Source organism: Calorimonas adulescens (assembly GCF_008274215.1).
Classification (GTDB): Bacteria; Bacillota; Thermoanaerobacteria; order Thermoanaerobacterales; family UBA4877; genus Calorimonas; species Calorimonas adulescens.
The window spans coordinates 70,425-89,811 of sequence record NZ_VTPS01000002.1; the positions used below are offsets into that span (position 1 = coordinate 70,425).

Genomic DNA, 19,387 nt, shown 5'->3' on the forward strand with positions numbered 1-19,387 from the left:
AGGCTAATGATGAGCGGTTATTATTCTCAGATTTTCATTATAATGGGCATAAACATACTCCTGGCCATGGGTTTGAACCTTATAACAGGTTATACAGGCCAGCTCTCGCTTGGTCACGCTACATTTATGGGGATAGGCGCCTATACCTCTGCACTGCTTACAAAGGCTGGTGCACCATTTTATGCCTCTCTCCTGGCTGGAATCCTTATGGCTTCATTTTTTGGCCTGGCCATAGGCATACCGACCCTGAGACTGCGCGGAGATTATCTTGCTATTGCAACACTTGGATTTGGAGAAATAGTAAGGACATTTTTAAACAACCTGAGTATAACGGGTGGCCCTAACGGCATAAGGGCAATACCGTTGAAAACCAACCTGACAATGGTCATCATCCTTACAGTTCTGTGTTTCTATCTGCTATACAGGCTACAGTCCTCAAGGCTTGGGAAGGTCATGAGAGCGGTGGGTCAGGATGAGATTGCCTCTGAGGCTACAGGTATAAACTCCTCATACTATAAAATCATGGCATTTGTCATAGGGGCTGGCTTGGCAGGCCTGGCGGGCGGACTTTATGCCAATTATTTCAGGTATATAAACCCGGCAAACTTCACATTCAATAAATCCATCGAGATACTGTGCATGGTCGTGCTGGGAGGTCTTGGCAACCCGTTCGGTCCCATTGTGGGCGGTGTAATCATCAGCGCTTTACCTGAGATCTTAAGAAACATTTCTCCTGTGGTCTCTCAGTACAGGATGGTGCTTTATGGGTTGACACTGATTGTGATGATGATAATAAGACCGCAGGGCATACTGGGTGGAAGCGGATTGTTTAGCAGTCCAAGGCGTGAGGGACACTTTAAACTCTTCAGGTTAGCCAAGGAGGTTATAAGAAATGCGGATTCTTAAGGGCAGCAAACTTACCATGAGGTTTGGAGGGCTCAAGGCTGTAAACAATGTTGACTTTAACCTCACTAATGGTGAAATTTTAAGCCTTATAGGGCCCAACGGTGCTGGAAAGACCACACTTTTTAATCTTTTGACCGGCATCTATACCCCAACCGAGGGAAGCATATACATGGATGAAAAAAACATAACCGGTTTAAAACCCTATGATATCGCCTCAATCGGTATAACCAGGACATTTCAGAACATCAGGCTATTCGCCGATATGAGCGTGGAGGACAACATCATGATGGGTCTTCATACAAAAGTTGGTGCCCCACTTATAGGAAGCATCATACCAACGCCCTCATCCATAAGGGCCAACAAATTTGCAAAAGAGAGGCTGGACTGGGTTTTAAACTATTTGGGACTATACAGTCTGCGGAAGGAAAAGGCAAAAAACCTTCCCTATGGTCTTCAGAGGAAACTGGAGATAGGCCGTGCTATAGCCCCTGAACCAGAGGTACTCCTTTTAGACGAACCTGCTGCAGGAATGAATCCTCAGGAAACCAACGAACTTATGGGATTGATTTATGATCTCAGGGATAAAGGGATTACAATCCTGTTGATAGAACACGATATGAAGCTGGTCATGGGCATATCTGACAGGGTAATGGTATTAAATTATGGTGAGAAAATAGCCGACGGTAAACCTGAGGAGGTAAAACAAAACCCTGATGTCATAAAGGCTTACCTGGGCTAAAATTAATAGGGTACGCCTCCATTCGGCGTCACAAGCCTTAAGGTCGGCTCACCTGGCGTTTTGCCAAATGCCCCTGGTCCACTTGTTGCAAATCCAATAGTATCATGAACCCTTCTAAGGCCATATTTGATGCTGCATGTCGCACTCTAAGGTCTAAATTTGTTAAAAACATATTCATCTCGTAATATATTTTAGTTGTTCTAAGAAGGGTTTTATCTTTTTTTGTCAAAATATATAACGAGGTGAATTTCATGATAAAGGTTGGAATAATAACCATAAGCGACAAGGGGTCAAAGGGAGAAAGGGTTGATGAGAGTGGTCCTGCTATAATGGAAATGATTTCATCTATTAACGGTGAGGTCTCAGACTATACAATAGTACCGGATGATGTAGATAAGATACAGGCTGAGATTATACGTATGGTGGATGAGAAACATCTGGACCTGGTACTTACAACCGGAGGAACTGGTTTATCTCCAAGGGATGTCACACCGGAGGCCACAAGGGGTGTAATAGAAAAAGAGATACCCGGCCTTACCGAGGCTATGAGGATGAAGACCATGGAGAAGACACCCGCTGCAATATTGTCAAGGGCTGTGGCTGGCACAAGAAAAGGGTCTATTATTGTAAACCTGCCTGGAAGTGTAAGGGCTGTAAGAGAAAATCTTGAAATTATATTGCCTGTGCTCCCTCACGGTTTAGAGATACTGCAGGGCAGGATGGGGGATCATATGAAATGAGTACAGAGATCTTCTCTCTTGATATAGGTACCAGGACCGTCAAGGCTGTTGTTGCTGAAATAGATAATAAAAAACTATGCGTCAAGGCATCTGCAGTAAGGGAACACAGGAGCAGAAGCATGTTTGATGGCCAGGTGCATGATATAGAAATGGTATCTGAAGTGGTAAAAGAGGTAAAACATGACCTTGAAAAGTCCATCGGCTATGAGCTGAGTAGTGCAGCCATAGCTGCTGCCGGGCGTTCCCTCATAACCATCAAGACACGCATAGACATGGACATAGATGATGATACGGAAATTGATAAGGAGTTTGTAAATACTCTGGAACTGAACTGCATCAAAAAAGCAGAGAATGAGGTTAAACATGCCACTGGAAATCAGGATTTGTACTGTGTTGGCTACAGCACAATTGCTTACTACCTGAATGACAGCTTTATCACCAATCTTGCAGGGCACAGGGGTAAAAAGGCAGGTGTAGAGGTTATAGCCACATTTTTACCCAAGATGGTGGTGGACAGTCTATTTACTGTAGTGGAAAAATCAGGCCTTGGAGTAAGCTTTATCACCTTAGAGCCAATAGCAGCCATTAATATGGCCATACCATCTGAGCTCAGGCTTTTAAACCTGGGCCTTGTAGACATTGGAGCAGGGACATCGGACATTGCGATAACTAAGGATGGCAGTGTATTTGCATATGGAATGGTCCCCATGGCAGGAGATGAGGTCACAGAGGCTATTGAAAAACACTATCTTATTGATTTTAATACTGCTGAAAATATTAAACTCAGCCTGGGCAGCAGGAAGTCTGTAAGTTTTAAGGATATCCTTGGCAATAAAATAAAGGTAAGCAGAGATGAAGTATATGAGGTAATAAAGCCTGTAATCAGTAACCTTGCACACGAGATTGCCAAGGTAATAATTGAGTACAACAAGAAGGCACCCTCTGCCCTGTTCTTGGTTGGTGGAAGCAGCCAGCTGCCGTTTATAAAAGAACTGCTGGCAGATGAGCTCAAGATGCCTTCCCAGAGAATAACCGTCAAAAAGAGGACTGACCTTTCCAATGTCATATTTGATGGAAAAATACTGTCCGGACCTGATGCCATAACTCCTCTTGGTATAGCCATAACAGCGGCAACAGGTCTAAGACATAATTTCCTGAGGATTACAGTGAATGACAGAGATATTAAATTGCTAAATACAAAGATTTTTAAGGTGAAGGATGCTGTAATAGAGGCAGGTATAGGGCCTGAAGAGCTCTTTGGTGCACGCCCTAAGGGACTACAATTTTATTTCAATGATGAGCTTATTATTTTGCGTGGTGAGCCGGCCAGGCCAGGCCAGATAATACTTAACGGAAATCCCGCCTCACTGGAAAGTGTAATAGGCGACGGTGATGAAATAAATATAATACCGGCCAGGCCAGGCAAAGAACCTGTGATTACCGTAGGTGAATTTGCCAACATGAAAAATCTCCCCAGAGATGGGAAGATTTTAATTAACGGTGCTGAAGTCCCTCTTGATAGAATTATACGGGAGGGTGACCGCATCATATACAAACCTAAAGAAGAAGATAGCATAAAAGTAATCATAAACGGTCAAACCGTAAAGATCCCGGGAGATAAAGGACTGATATTTGTCGATATATTCAAGTACTATCCTTTTGACCTGAACAACCCTAAGGGCAATAAAATTGTACTGAAGCTTAACAGGATGGATGCAAGCTACACCGACGCCATAAGGGATGGAGATAATATTGAAATATACTGGGAATGAATTTATGCCTTCGATCTATCATGCTTGAATTCATCATAGACTCAGCATTTTCTCCTCCAAAGCATCTGCATCTATTGTCATCCCTGCCACTCCAGAATCCATTGCAGCTTTAGCCACGCTGGCTGCCACATGGGCACCTACCCTCTTATCAAAAGCCTTTGGAAGGATATTTTCGCTGCTCAAATTTTCGCCTACCAGTTCTGCTATAGCATTGGCCGCTGCGATCTTCATCTCCTCATTTATCTCCCTTGCCTTCACCTCAAGGGCACCCCTGAATATGCCCGGAAACGCCAGGACATTATTCACCTGATTTGGAAAGTCAGACCTTCCTGTGCCGACGACTTTTGCACCTCCTGCTTTTGCCTCATCAGGCCATATCTCCGGTACAGGATTTGCCATGGCAAGTACTATAGCATCCCTGTTCATTGTGGCTACCATGTCTCTCGTAGCAATCTCAGGACCTGAGACACCTATAAACACATCAGCGCCTTTCATAGCATCAGCTAAGCTTCCTTTTATTCCAGCCTTATTTGTAAGAGCTGCTATCTCTTTCTTACTCCAGTCGTTCCCTTCTCTGCCCTGGTATATTGTACCTTTCCTATCACATATTATTACATCCCTTACTCCAGAGTTCAAAAGAAGTCTGGCGGTAGCAACACCAGCAGCTCCGGCACCGCTTATGACCACAGTGACATCCTTCATCTCTTTGCCAACCACTTTTAGTGCGTTCATCATTGCAGCTAAGATTACCACAGCAGTGCCATGCTGGTCATCATGAAATACAGGTATACTAAGCTCCTGTTTTAATCTCCTTTCTACCTCAAAACACCTGGGGGCAGATATATCCTCTAAGTTTATGCCGCCAAAGGTAGGTGATATGTTCTTTACAGTAGCCACAATCTCATCTACATCCTGTGTGGCTAAGCATATGGGAAATGCATCTACCCCACCGAAGGTCTTAAAAAGTACGCATTTCCCCTCCATTACAGGCATGCCGGCCAGGCCGCCAATATTTCCAAGCCCTAAGACAGCAGAACCATCTGTTACTACAGCCACCATATGCCCCTTTGCTGTATATTCATATGCAAGATCGGGGTCTTTATGTATATCCTTGCATGGTTCAGCTACACCGGGAGTGTAGGTCAGGCTTAAATCCTTAGAGTTCTCTACCGGCACCTTGCTGATAACCTCAATTTTCCCCCTGTTTTCTTTATGTAGTTTTAATGCCTCTTCTCTCAAATCCATTTTTAATCCCCCTTTTATTCTTAATAACAAACGCAACAGATATAGAAAGGCACAAAATAATAATGAGAAAGGTGAGAAGCATTATTCTGTTTTGCAGGCTGAGTCTTTTCATACATTCACATGCCCCACCATCTATACAAAATCTCTCAAGAGTTTTTCTGCATCCTTGGGATTCAGTTCTCTGTCCACCAGCGGCGGCCCGTTCTTTATAAAGTCAAACCTATCCTCATAGGGTTCTTTCTCAACCTTGTAGAGGATTCCTATTGGTATTTTATCTCCAAACTCCATAGCCTTTTTCATGGCTTCCTTTCTATTGGTATAGTCATAGTCGTCAGGCAAGTGATAAACCCTCTGTTTGTACCATGCAAAGGTATTGACCTTGTTCCATACAACACATGGCTGGAATATATCCACCAGGGCATAGCCTTTATACATGATGGCCTCTTTCATAAGGTTTACCAAATGGGGTATGTCGCCTGAAAATCCCCTTGCCACAAATCCAGCACCCATGGTAAGAGCCAATGCTACAGGATTTAAGGGTTCTGCCTTGACACCGTCAAACTGCAGGGTGGTATGCTGACCCATGGCAGTAGTCGGAGAGGCCTGGCCCTTTGTAAGGCCGTATATCTGGTTGTCATGAACAAAATGGGCTATATCAATATTATACCTTATGGTATGGATGAAGTGGTTTCCACCCTCTCCATATGAGTCGCCATCACCAGACTCTACTATAACCTTGAGGTCCTTATTGGCCAGCTTTATGCCAATCGCAGGAGGCAAAGCTCTTCCGTGAAGGCCGTTAAAACCGTTCACCTTGATATAGTGAGGCATTTTGGCGGCCTGGCCTATACCGGAGGAGATCACCACCTGATGAGGTTCCAAACCAAGCTCTTCCAGAGCCTGCTTCAAAGCAGTCCTTATCATATAGTTACCGCATCCCGGACACCATGCAGGTTTATCATACAGCTTATATTCATACTTTGTCATAGCACTTCCTCCTTTAACCTGTTATAAATCTCGACCCCACTGAAGGCACGGCCGTCATACTTCAAAATTTTGTGGCTGCACCTTATGAGGGCTTTCTCCTTTATAAGGCTGTCCAGCTGACCTGTAGCATTCTGTTCAATATCTATCAACTTCTGCACCTTTGGATAGAGTTCCATCAGTCTCTTTGTAGGCAAAGGCCATATATCACCATAAACCAATGCCCCAATTGATACACCTTCACCATTCAGTCTCTCTACAGCTTCTCTCACCGCACCATAGGTTGAACCCCAGCATACAATAAGGTTCTCTGGGTTTTCCTTGCCTATAAACCATGGTTCTTCTATCTCCTGCCTTAATCCCTCCAGTTTTCTCATCCTCTTATCTACCATGGCCACCCTCATCTCGGCGCTCTCTGTTATATGCCCCCATTCGTCATGCTCATCACTGTCTACCAAGACTACCTGCCCCTCTACCTTCCCAGGCAGTATTCTTGGAGATACACCGCTCTCAGTTATCTTAAACCGTTTATACTCCTCTCCTTCCACAGCTTCTGGACCTGATATATATCTTTCAATCTTTACCTTACCAAAATCATAAGGCTTGATAGTAACCGTATAATCAGAAAGATATTCATCACTCATTAATAAAACAGGTATTTGATACTTTTCGGCAATATTAAAGGCTCTCGCTGTCTGATAAAATGCATCCTCAGGGTCTCTTAATGCAATGACCATCCTTGGAAACTCACCATGGCCTGCGTGAATCAAAAATCTCAGGTCAGCCTGTTCTGTCCTTGTAGGAAAGCCTGTAGCAGGAGCCGGCCTTTGAACATCTATAACCACCACCGGAGTTTCTATCATCCCGGCCAAGCTGAGTGCCTCAACCATTAGAGCAAACCCACCGCCAGATGACCCGGTCATTGCCCTCACACCGGCATATGAGGCACCAAGTGCCATATTTAATGCAGCCACCTCATCCTCCACCTGCTGGACCATTATGCCCATCTCATCTGACTTTGAAGCCATAAACGTCAGCACCCCTGAGGATGGGGTCATAGGATAACCGCAATAAAATTTGCACCCCGCAGCAATTGCACCCATGGCTACTGCCTGGTTTCCATTAATTATGATATTTTTATCCTCCCTTGTTTCCAGTTTATGTCTTACCCCTATCATTTCGTATCCTGCTCTTACTGCCTGAATGTTGGTTTCTGCAATCTTCCCTGAAAACTCATCCCTAATTACTCCTTCGGCAATATCAAGCGGCAACCCAAATATCTTAAGAATAGCTCCCAGACCAGCCGTTGTATAGACGCGCATGTCCTGAACCTTCTTCGATGTTTCTACTAAAGGAAGATGCATAACTTCTTTTACCTTTGCTATGTCGTTGTCGCATATTATGATACCATCCTGCTTTAATCTCGAATTATGCAGGTTGATAGTCTCCTCATTTAAAGCAAATATGATATCCAGATCTGGACTATGCGTATATAAAGGCTTATCTGAAAATCTTACTTGATTAAAGTTGTGTCCACCCCTTATCCTGGACATATAGTCCTTATATGTAAATACATAAAAGCCGCACCGCTTTAACGTCTTCTCCAGGAGGTTACCTATGGTATCCATGCCCTGGCCGGCTTCACCACCTATAAGGATATTGTATTCCATTGTCATGCCTCCTCGCAAAATATTTTCCTTTGAAAGTAATTCTTCATTTATTATATCATATAAGGCAAAGTTTATGAAAGATTCACATGGTAAAGCTATCCATACCTCTCTTTAAATAAAGGTCTTGCCTACCACCCATTTTTTCAAAGGATTCTATCAGCTGAAGACAGAGGTTGTTAACCTCAACCAAGTCAATGCTGCAGGTCGCAACCACACCGTCTATTCTCTGTCTACTCAGTATACGGTAGAGTGGAATTAGCATAAGGTAAAACCAGTACCTTAGCATTTTCTCCATACTCTGCCAGTGCTCTGTCCAATGCTTCCTGTGCTGATCTGGCAGGTATAAAGAATATGTCTTTTACCAGTTTGTCATCCATAGATGATATAAGGTATACCTTTACCCTCTCCAGCACCATACATATCACGGCGGCCTTGTGCGCGCCAAGCCTAAATTCTTTCTGTATCCATTCCACAGGTTCATGGGGTGTCTTAGCCTTTAACATCCATTCAGCAAATGTATTTTCTCCCAAACCCTCTCTGCACTCCGCAATCAGGATTACACTTCCACCATCTTTTACAGCATAGCTGGCATTCTCCAGTCCCTTTTGCGCCTGATAGAGGTTTATATCTTTGGGATAACCACCACAGGATGCTATGATTATATCTACTTTTTCTTCTATTTCTCTCTTGTACATCCTGTCAATGTATTTTGTCCCTTCTCTATGGGCCTTTACGGGATCACCAGCTACTACCTTTACAATCTCTTTATGACTGTTTAAAACAGCATTTACTATAAAAGATACACCTGCTATTTTACCCGCCTCTTCTATATCCTCCCTCATGGGATTGCCATCTGCTCTACCTGGCATTGTACCTGGCTTTATCATCATGACATGGTTGGTCTCTATTGTTTTCTTGCTGCACACACCGGGGAGTAGTGATTTATTTCCTCCGCTGTATCCTGCCTTATAGTGAAACTCCAGATTGGCTGTACCTATTATAAGGTCAGCCTCAGCTACGGGTCTAAATACCTCCACGGGGGTCCCCCTGGATGTTGTACCCATATAAACGCAGTCATTTATATCATGGTCTATGCATCTGACCCGGTTATGTACCTCTTCTCCAACAAGCCTTTTCTTTTCATCCTCAGTGTGCTTCCTATGATATCCAAGTCCAAATACTATGGTTATCTTCTCATCACTCACACCTGCCTCATTCAGCTCATCCAGCACAGGTGGTATCAGTATATGGGATGGGGACGGCCTTGTGATGTCACTGGCAAGTATTACTACATTCTTCGTGCCTCTTGCAAGTTCTTTTAAGGGCACCGAGCCAATAGGATTATCAAGGGCATTTCTCACCTCTCTCAGTGGGTCTCTAACCCCTTCCATGTCCTCAGGATTTAAAATGCCAACCAGATTTTTATCCGGTATGTTTAACTCAGTGAGACCATCACTATATTTCAGGTTTATGACAGTCACAACATATCACCTCGCCATATTGGTTACTGCCATTATCACACCAGGCATATACGTCATTATTATAAAATCTAAAATATGGATTGCTATAAACGGTAAGCAAAAACCATGTCACACGAATAAAATCATATCTCCCCTTAGTATAAAGGACATCCATAAAATTATACATGGATGCCCTTTATTGTTAAATAAACGTCCAATGAACGTTTATTTAACAATCTGTAGTATCGTTTTCTTTTAGTATTTTCCACAAAGCTGCTCTGCTAATAGCTAATTTTCAAATTCGCCTTTTAAAATACAGCCACTCTTGATGAGTCCATTTTCTACAGTCTCATGTATCCTTTCGGGCAGTTTATCTTCTTCTATCATTTTTAATATTCCTGCCGTCATATGGTATGGGCATATATTCTACAGAGGGCCTCCTCTGGGGAGGCTATGGGTAGAGTTCCATAAGTTGATAAACCTCTAAAGGCATGTTGTGATTTACGTTTAAACCCATGTTCTTTAAATCTTTACAGGTTATCGGATAGTCGTGGGGCCATCTGCCCTCAGTCAATATCTTTGCAATTTCCAATGCTCTATCTTCTTCCATATTGTTAGCTCTGAGTATCTCATAGACACAATCCATCACCTGTGCTTTCGCCTTGTTGGCCATATCTGCCAATATGAGAGTTTCATCGTCAATATACCTTTTATCTTTTAGCTCCAGTACCTTCAATATCGATGCCGCAGGATAATTGCCAATCTGCGGGTCTACAGGCCCCAGCACTGCATTTTCGTCCATAATTATCTCATCTGCTGCAGGGGCAATAAGTGTACCTCATCACTCTGCTTAAAGACCGGGATAAGGGTATAGATAAAAATTAGAAGCCATATCAAATCCCAGAAATACAAGATACACACTCCCTTCATTTTCATATCCATTCATTCTCAAAATATCGACTTTTATGTTACCTTAATGAGATTATACCATATTCTATCATATATTATTGATTTTGTAACCAACTCCATACTTTATCTGTCTCATGTTATTATAATATTAATCGGAAATAAGTAATCTGGAGTTTTAAAAAGACTAAACAAAGAGGGGAACCTGGAATATTCTCACAAGCAATGGAAATACCAAAAAGTGTAAATGTACTTCTCACTTAAAAAGCGGTAGATTACCTAAAGAAATCTTTTTTGGAACTTTTACCCTGAACATATAAGAAGTTATAGGTCTGAGACAGCAACAATTAACAATTTACCTTTTTGGATAACTAAAGCAGTGTTACAGGATCTGAAAAGAAATGGTCTGAAGTTTAAAAGAACATATATACCTTATTAGAAATCAATTAAAAAATGACGTTATTTGCATATAAATGTAGACTTTTTCTATTATAATAATATATAATTTATTTATATGATTCATTATGGAGGTCCAATATGAGGCGTAGATTTTACCGTATTATACATCTTTTTTTATATATCATATGGAAACTGCAACTGGCTCAATGGAAAGGATGGTTTAAAGACAATGCCTACAGTGACAACCTCTTGGCCTTGTTGAAGAATCTATCCAAAAGATATAAGGATACCGCTATTGATATGGGTGGCCTGTTGATAAAGTTGGGCCAATTTTTCAGTGCACGTATAGATATACTGCCTGATGAGGTCATACAGGAACTGGCACAGCTTCAAGACAGGGTTCCACCAGTTGATTATAAATCCATAAAGACGATTATAGAAAATGAGTTTGAGAAGCCAATAGATGAGGTTTATATATATTTTTCCAAAGAAACCATAGGCTCTGCATCACTGGCGCAGGTACACATGGCAAAACTATCTGATGGAAAAGATGTAGCGGTAAAGGTATTGCGTCCCGGCATAGAAGATATTATAAGTACCGACCTCAAAGCTTTGCGCAGGGTTATTGATATAATGAAGCATATAAAATGGATATCCAGAGATATAGACTTAGACGGGCTCTACATGGAGTTTTATCAGACCTTGAAGAATGAGATGGACTATAAGGCAGAATTAAGCAATGCTGAGACAATCAAGAATAACCTCAAGGGATTTACAGATTTCTATATACCAAGATATTATCATGAATACTGCACCAGACGTGTCTTAACAATGGAATTTATTGATGGTATAAAGATTACTGATGAGGAAGGTCTGGCACATATAGGTGCTGACAAGAAAAAAATAACCAGAATTCTCATAGATTCATTTTTTCACCAAATTATAGAGGATGGTTTTTTTCATGCCGACCCACATCCTGGAAATATATTCGCTTTAAAGGATGGAAGGGTTGCACTCATAGATTTCGGCATGGTTGGCAGTATAACACCAAAAAACATGAGGAATATACGCAGAATGGTCCTGTCCATCGTGTTCCGTGAGGTTGAGCAGCTCGTCGATGCCTTGGATGAAATGGGCTTCATAAAGCCCAATGCAGATGAAAAGAGGCTTACAGCTTCACTGGAATACATGATTGACAAGTTCTGGTCCAGGACCACCCTCTCAGATTTGGATGAGGAATTTCTCCGTGGCATGGCTCAGGAGAGCCAGCAACTTATCTTTGAGCAGCCGATACAGTTGCCATCAGACTTTGCATTCCTTGGAAAGACATTCATAACCCTGTTTGGCATATGTGCAGCTCTCGACAAGGACTTAGATTATGGCAAGCTTACCAAAGAGTTTGCCCAAAGGATAATAAAGAGCGAGGTCACACGCCTGCCTAGTGAATTGATCCGCATAAGCAGGAAATTTATTACAGACATTATAGAACTGCCAAACATCGTAGATAGCGGTCTCGCCATGATAAAAGATGGGAATTTCCGTGTAATTTCAAAGATACCCGATATGGAAAGACTCATAGAGTTAGAAAAAGATAGGTCAACCAGACTCATGTTTTCCATATACACCTGTGGTATGGGCATACTGTCAACCTATCTTTTCCTCTCTGATTATAAGGCAATAGGTATTTTAGGATTTGTCACTACTGTGATATTATTTATTCGGTCATTAACATAAGGTCCCAGACTATATCGCCGGGACCTTAAGAATCTCATATAAATCTTTTTCATCCATCAGTACCTTTCTTACCCGACCTATATCCTCAGGCAATATTAAACCTATTTTCCCTCCCACATTTTTTTTATCATGGGACATTAATGATACCAGTTCTTTATCGAGATGGTATTGTGCCTTTAGCCCGCATCTGTCTATGAGTTCTATTATGCAGTGTAGTTTTTTGCTTTGTAATATGCCAAGCCTGTATGAGACTAAAGACTCATAGTAGATGCCAGCTGCCACCGCAGTGCCATGGCTTATATCATAGTGTGTCTCTAAGGCATGTCCTATAGTATGGCCCAGGTTTAAATGTGTCCTGATCCCTCTATCAGTCTTGTCCTGATTCACTATATCAACCTTTATTTTGATGCACTTTTCTATCATGTCCTTTATAACCTCATAATCCATTGACAGCACGTCATTGAGATTATTGTCCAACCACTCATAAAGACTACGGCTCAGTACTGCATACTTGATAACCTCTCCCATGGATGATTTTATCTCACTGGTTGGCAATGTTTTTAAAAATTCTGTGTCCATGTATACAATAAATGGGTCATAAAATGTCCCTACCTGGTTTTTTATCCCTTTATAGTCTATTGCTGTCTTACCACCTATTGAGCTGTCAATCATTGCCAGCAGTGTTGTAGGTATATTTATAAAACCTATACCCCTTTTGAATGTAGAGGCAGCAAACCCTGCAGCATCTCCGGTGGAACCGCCCCCAACAGCAATAATGAAGTCTCCTCTATCCAGTTCTTTTTCAATACATGCATCATATATCCGGAGTATGGTAGACATGTCTTTGGCCTTCTCCCCCGGCCCTACAATCACTTTTTCTCCTGAAATGTATCTACTGTAAAGAGCATCGACCATTTCGTCTATTACATACAAATATTTTTTTCTTTTATCCAGCAGCAGGCATACATTAAAACTATTGTCAATGTATACGTCATACCCTGCCCTCAAGTCCAATTTTTTCATCAATACACTCTCCTAATCTACCCATCGCTTCTAAAAATTTTAAAACCTCTTTGTGTTCACCAACCGTGACCCTTATCCATGTACCATATCCATCCACTGTTATTGGTTTTATGATTACCCCATTTTTCGCTAGGACTTCGAAGGCTTCGTAACTTTCCAGTCTGGCATTTACAAGAACAAAGTTGGTCTCGCTCGGTACATATTCAAATCCAAGCACATCCAATCCCTCGTACATCAATTTTTTATTGCTTCGGTTTTCTTTTATAACCATTTCTCTAAATTCTTCATCATCCAGAGCTGCACAAGCTGCAACATATGCCAGACAGTTTTCATTAAAAATGAGTTTATACTTCTCTAAAGTTTGTATCATCTCTGGAGAAGCAATGGCATACCCTGCACGAAGTCCGGCCAGGCCATAAACCTTGGAAAAAGTACGTACAACAATTACATTATTGCCTTCTTTTAAATATTTAAGTCCGCTAACATAGTTACTATCGTCCACAAAATCAATGTACGCCTCATCAAAAATGACACATATGTCATTGTCAATTTTATCAAAAAAATAATCAAGTTCATCTCTTTTTATTACGGTCCCGGTGGGGTTGTTGGGGTTACATATATAGATAGCCTTTGTCTTTTCAGTCACAGACCTTAGGATGGCATCTATATCAAACCTGTGTTCCTTTAGTATGGGTTTTATCACCTTAGCTCCAACATTTTCCGATGAAGCGATAAATGTCTCAAAGGTGGGCACTTCCGTTATAACCTCATCGCCACATCTTAATACAGACCTTGCTATAAGGTCTAAAATCTCATCGGCCCCATTCCCCAGAATTATATCTTCGCAATCTATTTCATTTAAGACAGAAAGCTTTTCCTTCAACTCCCTGCCTATTGGGTCAGGATAGAGGTTGCAATTATATGCAGCTCTGGTTATTGCATCTATTGCTTTAGGTGATGGCCCGAAGGGATTTTCGTTGAAAGACAGCTTGACAACACTGTCCAAGCCGTATAACCTCTTCAGTTCTTCTTTCGTAAGTTCAAACTTCTGCAAATGATCTCACCCCTTATAAAAAGCTTTCGATAATTATACACCAAAAATGCATATTATCGCAAGCTGTGAAAAGCCGGGCATTACCCGGCACACAAAATTAAAATTCAATAGTCTTCAATATATTTCCTCTGCTGTCCAGGAATCTAATTTCTTTGACTTCCCCGGCAGGTTTTATAACCTTTATATCGTAAGGATAGGTTATAACCTGAGTAACCATATCTCCAGCCTTTGGAGAGCGTTCCGTAACAAATACGCTTATGCTTCCATCTTCCGCGCTCCTGGCACCATAGATGCTAATACTATAACCTCCTGTAGGTTTTTCACCTGCAGCAGCCAGCAGATAATATGTGTCTCCATCTTTAAATGCTTTATACCCACCTTCTTCTTTAATGTCTTCCAGTTCATTTATTACACCATCCGGCACATCCTCCAAATCAACCGCCTCCAATTTTAATTCTCCATATGAGGTCGTATCTTCATTCGCGGCTGCAAAAATTATCTGCGATTTAAATACAACCAGCGATACATATTCCCCAATTTTTATATCCTTTATATCATTGTATTCCTCACCATCGAAAAATTGTGCATCCGTCCGATAGCTTAATCTTATCTCACGCATGTTTTTTGATGCAATTGAATCAGGTAGTTCTTGGTTTTCAACATCTATGATAAGGGTATTATTATTTTTATCGATACCTGTAACCCTGCCAGAAATATAAACACATTTGTCTGTTACTGATGGTCTTTTAGCCGGCAATGGTATGACATCACCCAACCTGCTGAATAACCTATCCAGTATAACGCTCATTTCTGCCCTTGTTAGCGGCTTTTCAGGTACAAACTTTCCATCAATTCCATTTATAATATTTTCAATATATGCAATGTAGATATATGGGATATCATCAGCATTGATTTCGTTAATATCTGAAAATATGTCCCTCAAGTCATACTCATCATCCACATAACCTTCAAGGCCCAGTGCTCTCACAACCAGTTTGGCGGCATCAACACGTTTTACGGGAGCGTTCAGGCTAACACCCTGAACTTCTTCTAAAGTGAGCAACCCATTTTCATAAGCAACAGCTACATACCCTAACAGGTCCTTGTCTATCTTGATCCCCTTTAGTTCTGATGGTATCTCATAGTCATTTAAGGCCTCATCCTCCAGTCCCAGGGCCCTTACAAACATTATAAGCGCCTCTCCCCACGTCACCGGCTTTTGTGGGTTAAAAAAACCATTTCCGGTACCTTTCAATATACCCTTATCACTCATCCTGCTTACAGCTTCCTCCGCCCACTCGTAGCCTTTCATATCCTTAAACGGCTCTCCTTTCGGGGCAGCATAGGCCGGCATTATCAACGTGGTAATCAGCATAAAGGCAGACAATAATAATGGAAGTGCCCTCTTCATTTTTTACCCTCCCTTATATCATTTTATGCCATTGTACTTTAGAAAGTTTACAGTAAGATTACAACAACATTACAGAAAAGTTAAAATTTACTTTTGACGTACACATGTATGTCATTAACACCCTGAGGCAACCTTAAAAACAGGCACAATAAGGTAAGGCAGGCCTGTCAAAAATAGCTGCCTGCCGGCAGCTATTTTTGACTTTAATCCTGTTTATTTAGCACTTTTTCAGCAATTCTTTCAGCAAACTCATCTATTTTATCAAGGTCTGCTTGAGAGGGTGCGAAATTTATTTTTACTCCCGGCTCTACCACATCCATTTTACGGGATTTTAACATATCCTCCATTATCTTTAACGCCTCACCACTCCACCCATAAGAGCCAAAAGCTGCACTAACTTTTCCCTTGGCTTTTATTGGATTCATGTTAACCAGGACATTCCATATAGGTTCTACAACATCGGCAGCAATCGTTGGCGACCCAACCACAATACCTGCTGACTCCTGTAAAATCTTATCTATATCATCCTTTGACGCATGTGTTGCATCAATGGTATGGGCACTTAAGCCTTTTTCTCTCAGCTTACAGGCTAATCTTTCGGCCGCCTTTTTTGTGTTGCCGTAAGCGGAGACATAATATACAGTCACCTTTTTACTGTCATATGTAGGTTCTTTCGCCCATTTTTCGTACAAAGCAACAACTGCAAAGGGGTCTTTCCTTAATATGGGGCCGTGTCCGGGGCAGATCACGTTAAAATCAATGTTAAGTTTTCTTAACTTGTCAATAGCCTCTAAAACCTTTGACTTGAAGGGACTTATTATGGAGTTAAAATAGACCCAAACAGCTTCTGTAAAATCTCCTATCTCGTCATCGAATATGCTGTCCCCTTCCGGACAATAATGGCACCCAAAAGCATCACATGTAAATAAGATCTTATCATATTCATCATAGGTCATCATGGTGTCGGGCCAGTGCAGAAAAGGTGTATATATAAACTTAAGCTTCCTATCGCCAAGATCCAGCTCGCTTCCATCCATTGCCGCTATAGATGGAAAGTCTTTGTTCAAAACAGCTTTCATGTTCGTCAGTGCTGCCCTGGTTGCTACTACCTTGGCATTAGGTGCAATTTCCAGCAGTTTGCCCACGGCCCATGAATGGTCTGGTTCAGAGTGGTCAAGAACAATATACTCAATCTTCGCTGGATCAATTAATGACTTAAGGTTCGTTAGGAACTCCTCTTGGAATCCCTCTTTAGACGCCTCTACTATTGTTGGTTTTTCAGCCATAATCAAATAGGAATTATACGTTGTACCCCATGGTGTGTCAAACACTATATCAAACTTTCTGAGGTTTGGATCTTTGACCCCTATGGAATAAACTCCTTCTTTCACCTTTCGCACAGCCATTTATATTTTCCTCCTTTTTCATCTTTAAATACTACAAACTGTTTTTAATGAGGTCATATACCATTCGGTTGTACTTTTTTAAATTTACAGGTATGGAGCCATTGGTAACCGCTAGTAAAGTGTAACCTTCTGCCAGCTTTTCATTTTCTTCATCTCTGTATATGGCATAATCAAACCTAATCCTTACACCTGTAAATTCTGTCACTATTGTCTTTACTGTTATAACATCGTCATAAAAAATGGAATGATAATACCTGCAATGCGACTCCACAACAGGAAGAAATATCCCCATCTCCTCCAGTTTCTTATACGATATGCCCAGATTTCTAAACCAATCTGTCCTGCCCACTTCAAAATACCTATAGTAGTTAGAATAATAGACAACACCCATCTGGTCAGTCTCCTCATATCTGACCCTTATTTTACTTTCACTTATAAGCAAAATATCATCCCCTGCACATCATAATGATAACTAATTATTCGTAGAAAATCAATATCCTCTCCGGCTGTTAAATTACCAATAAACATAGCAGAAAAGCTGTAACCTGCCTATGAGCTTTTCTTTTCAAACAATTCTTTCAACCTGACCATGCTGTCTTTTTGTGTATTCGCTGCTGTTATATTTTCATTCTTTACCTCCAGAAGCTCCGAACGTACTATCTCTATATTCCTGGGGGCTAAAATGCCTATACTGACCTTATCTTCCTCCACTTCCATTATAGTAACCTCGATATTATCCCCTATCTTTATGCTCTGTCCCTTCTTCCTTGTTAGCACCAGCATATCACCTTATCTCCTTTACTATCTCTATACCGTTCATGCTGAGATGATATAAAAACATAGGGTTTATAAGGTCAGCATAATGGTCTATACTATCAAATGTATCCACACAGTTATACGGTATTATTATATCTACAGGTGTATCACTGCTGTTTAAGAACATCTTTAGAGTCATAGCAGTCTGATACACACAAAGGTCCGTGCAGTTGCCAACTATTATAAAGCACTTAGTCCCCCTTTTAATTAATTCATGGACATATGTGTTGAAGTCTGGATTAGTAAAGGCATTGAGGGAATTCTTAGCAAAAATCCTGGCGTTTTGTGAGAAACCCTTAAGGCTGTCCACTATCATTGATTCCTGAGTACCTGCCATGGCATGGGGAGGAAATGCATTGAACTCCATAGAGCCCTCATGATGGGAATCGTTTAGAAATGCCACATCTTTTACTCCCTCTGCTACAAGCCTCTTTGTAAGTGTAAAAATCGGCATTTCAAGATTATGTATACGCGGGCTGGAAAGCGGCCCTATCCTTGAAAATCCGTTTATCATATCCACTATCAACAGAGAGATGTTCGATGTCGCAGGATATCTCTTTTTTAACTCATTGAATTCAATTGGTTTTAACCCATACACAAACCTGTATAGTGAGCGTATAGAGTTCTCACAGCTCCTATAATACTCTTCTTCCATGCTGTAACCCCTAAGGTCTTCTTTTAAATAATATCTTATAGGATAGTCACCCTCGTCTAGAATGATTTGAGCTGCTATCTTTTTATCCCTGTTGACTACTATGGGAGCCTTCAGATTGCATGATATCTCCTCAATATTTTCAGGTATTACCACTATATTATATATCTGCATAGATGAAATATCATCTATTGACAGTTTCCTCATCTCTTCCACAGGTATCTGCGGTTTGTACCATGACACAACATCTGTACCGTCAACCATCACAAATGCCAGGCCAGGGTTTTCCACCGATTGAAGCCATATGAAAGGCTCGCTGCCATCTTTCCCAACAAGTATGTATTTCTTTAACCCGTCAAAACCCAAAATTTCATTTTGAAAGTATATTATTTCATTTTCGTCATACTCTATTGGACCAAAATTGCTTGTTTCTAAAAGCATAAAAGTTCCTCCTTAAAAAATACAACATC

The 19,387-nt window shown here is 41.2% G+C and carries 17 protein-coding genes; 5 read left to right on the forward strand and 12 right to left on the reverse strand.

Annotated features, from left to right (window positions below):
• The first annotated feature begins 9 nt into the window (after window positions 1-9).
• The 4 genes from FWJ32_RS02035 to FWJ32_RS02050 all read left to right on the forward strand — a co-directional run bounded on the left by FWJ32_RS02035 (window position 10) and on the right by FWJ32_RS02050 (window position 4,157).
• Window positions 10-906, forward strand: a complete 897-nt coding sequence (locus FWJ32_RS02035; protein ID WP_203227546.1) for a branched-chain amino acid ABC transporter permease — start codon at window positions 10-12, stop codon at window positions 904-906.
• Window positions 893-1,645, forward strand: a complete 753-nt coding sequence (locus tag FWJ32_RS02040; protein WP_149544322.1) for an ABC transporter ATP-binding protein — start codon at window positions 893-895, stop codon at window positions 1,643-1,645. The genes FWJ32_RS02035 and FWJ32_RS02040 overlap by 14 nt, the downstream gene beginning before the upstream one ends.
• A gap of 251 nt (window positions 1,646-1,896) precedes the next feature.
• Entirely contained in the window at window positions 1,897-2,385 is a 489-nt protein-coding gene (locus FWJ32_RS02045; protein WP_149544323.1) for a MogA/MoaB family molybdenum cofactor biosynthesis protein, read from the forward strand.
• The gene (locus FWJ32_RS02050) at window positions 2,382-4,157 is read left to right on the forward strand and encodes a cell division protein FtsA (protein WP_149544324.1); all 1,776 of its coding nucleotides are present in this window, start codon (window positions 2,382-2,384) and stop codon (window positions 4,155-4,157) included. Before FWJ32_RS02045 ends, FWJ32_RS02050 begins: the two co-directional genes overlap by 4 nt.
• Window positions 4,158-4,190: 33 nt before the next feature.
• On the opposite strand, the gene FWJ32_RS02055 is transcribed toward FWJ32_RS02050, so the two are convergent.
• The 5 genes from FWJ32_RS02055 to FWJ32_RS02080 all read right to left on the reverse strand — a co-directional run bounded on the left by FWJ32_RS02055 (window position 4,191) and on the right by FWJ32_RS02080 (window position 10,345).
• The gene (locus FWJ32_RS02055) at window positions 4,191-5,402 is read right to left on the reverse strand and encodes an NAD(P)-dependent malic enzyme (protein ID WP_149544325.1); all 1,212 of its coding nucleotides are present in this window, start codon (window positions 5,400-5,402) and stop codon (window positions 4,191-4,193) included.
• 132 nt (window positions 5,403-5,534) lie between these two features.
• On the reverse strand, window positions 5,535-6,389 hold the full coding sequence (locus FWJ32_RS02060; RefSeq protein ID WP_149544326.1) for a 2-oxoacid:ferredoxin oxidoreductase subunit beta: 855 nt from the start codon (window positions 6,387-6,389) through the stop codon (window positions 5,535-5,537).
• Window positions 6,386-8,056, reverse strand: a complete 1,671-nt coding sequence (locus FWJ32_RS02065) for a 2-oxoacid:acceptor oxidoreductase subunit alpha (protein ID WP_149544327.1) — start codon at window positions 8,054-8,056, stop codon at window positions 6,386-6,388. Before FWJ32_RS02065 ends, FWJ32_RS02060 begins: the two co-directional genes overlap by 4 nt.
• A 230-nt stretch (window positions 8,057-8,286) precedes the next feature.
• Window positions 8,287-9,537 (reverse strand): nickel-dependent malate racemase, LarAH6 family, encoded by a 1,251-nt coding sequence (gene larAH6 / locus FWJ32_RS02075; RefSeq protein ID WP_149544329.1) that lies wholly within the window; start codon window positions 9,535-9,537, stop codon window positions 8,287-8,289.
• A 430-nt stretch (window positions 9,538-9,967) separates the two neighbouring features.
• Entirely contained in the window at window positions 9,968-10,345 is a 378-nt protein-coding gene (locus tag FWJ32_RS02080; protein ID WP_275266206.1) for an SDH family Clp fold serine proteinase, read from the reverse strand.
• Between the two features lie 614 nt (window positions 10,346-10,959).
• Between FWJ32_RS02080 and FWJ32_RS02085 the strand changes: the two genes are divergently transcribed.
• Entirely contained in the window at window positions 10,960-12,555 is a 1,596-nt protein-coding gene (locus FWJ32_RS02085; RefSeq protein WP_149544331.1) for an ABC1 kinase family protein, read from the forward strand.
• Between the two features lie 9 nt (window positions 12,556-12,564).
• On the opposite strand, the gene aroB is transcribed toward FWJ32_RS02085, so the two are convergent.
• The 7 genes from aroB to FWJ32_RS02120 all read right to left on the reverse strand — a co-directional run bounded on the left by aroB (window position 12,565) and on the right by FWJ32_RS02120 (window position 19,358).
• Entirely contained in the window at window positions 12,565-13,578 is a 1,014-nt protein-coding gene (aroB, locus tag FWJ32_RS02090) for a 3-dehydroquinate synthase (protein ID WP_149544332.1), read from the reverse strand.
• Entirely contained in the window at window positions 13,547-14,632 is a 1,086-nt protein-coding gene (gene hisC / locus FWJ32_RS02095) for a histidinol-phosphate transaminase (RefSeq protein ID WP_149544333.1), read from the reverse strand. Before hisC ends, aroB begins: the two co-directional genes overlap by 32 nt.
• Before the next feature lie 97 nt (window positions 14,633-14,729).
• Window positions 14,730-16,043, reverse strand: a complete 1,314-nt coding sequence (locus FWJ32_RS02100; RefSeq protein WP_149544334.1) for a protease complex subunit PrcB family protein — start codon at window positions 16,041-16,043, stop codon at window positions 14,730-14,732.
• Window positions 16,044-16,246: 203 nt separating this feature from the next.
• On the reverse strand, window positions 16,247-17,449 hold the full coding sequence (locus FWJ32_RS02105) for an FprA family A-type flavoprotein (RefSeq protein ID WP_149544335.1): 1,203 nt from the start codon (window positions 17,447-17,449) through the stop codon (window positions 16,247-16,249).
• Window positions 17,450-17,480: 31 nt separating this feature from the next.
• Complete coding sequence (locus FWJ32_RS02110; RefSeq protein ID WP_149544336.1) at window positions 17,481-17,891, reverse strand: acyl-CoA thioesterase; 411 nt, start codon at window positions 17,889-17,891, stop codon at window positions 17,481-17,483.
• Between the two features lie 107 nt (window positions 17,892-17,998).
• Entirely contained in the window at window positions 17,999-18,232 is a 234-nt protein-coding gene (locus tag FWJ32_RS02115) for a carbon storage regulator (protein WP_149544337.1), read from the reverse strand.
• Between the two features lies 1 nt (window position 18,233).
• Entirely contained in the window at window positions 18,234-19,358 is a 1,125-nt protein-coding gene (locus tag FWJ32_RS02120; protein WP_149544338.1) for an isochorismatase family protein, read from the reverse strand.
• Window positions 19,359-19,387 lie beyond the last annotated feature (29 nt).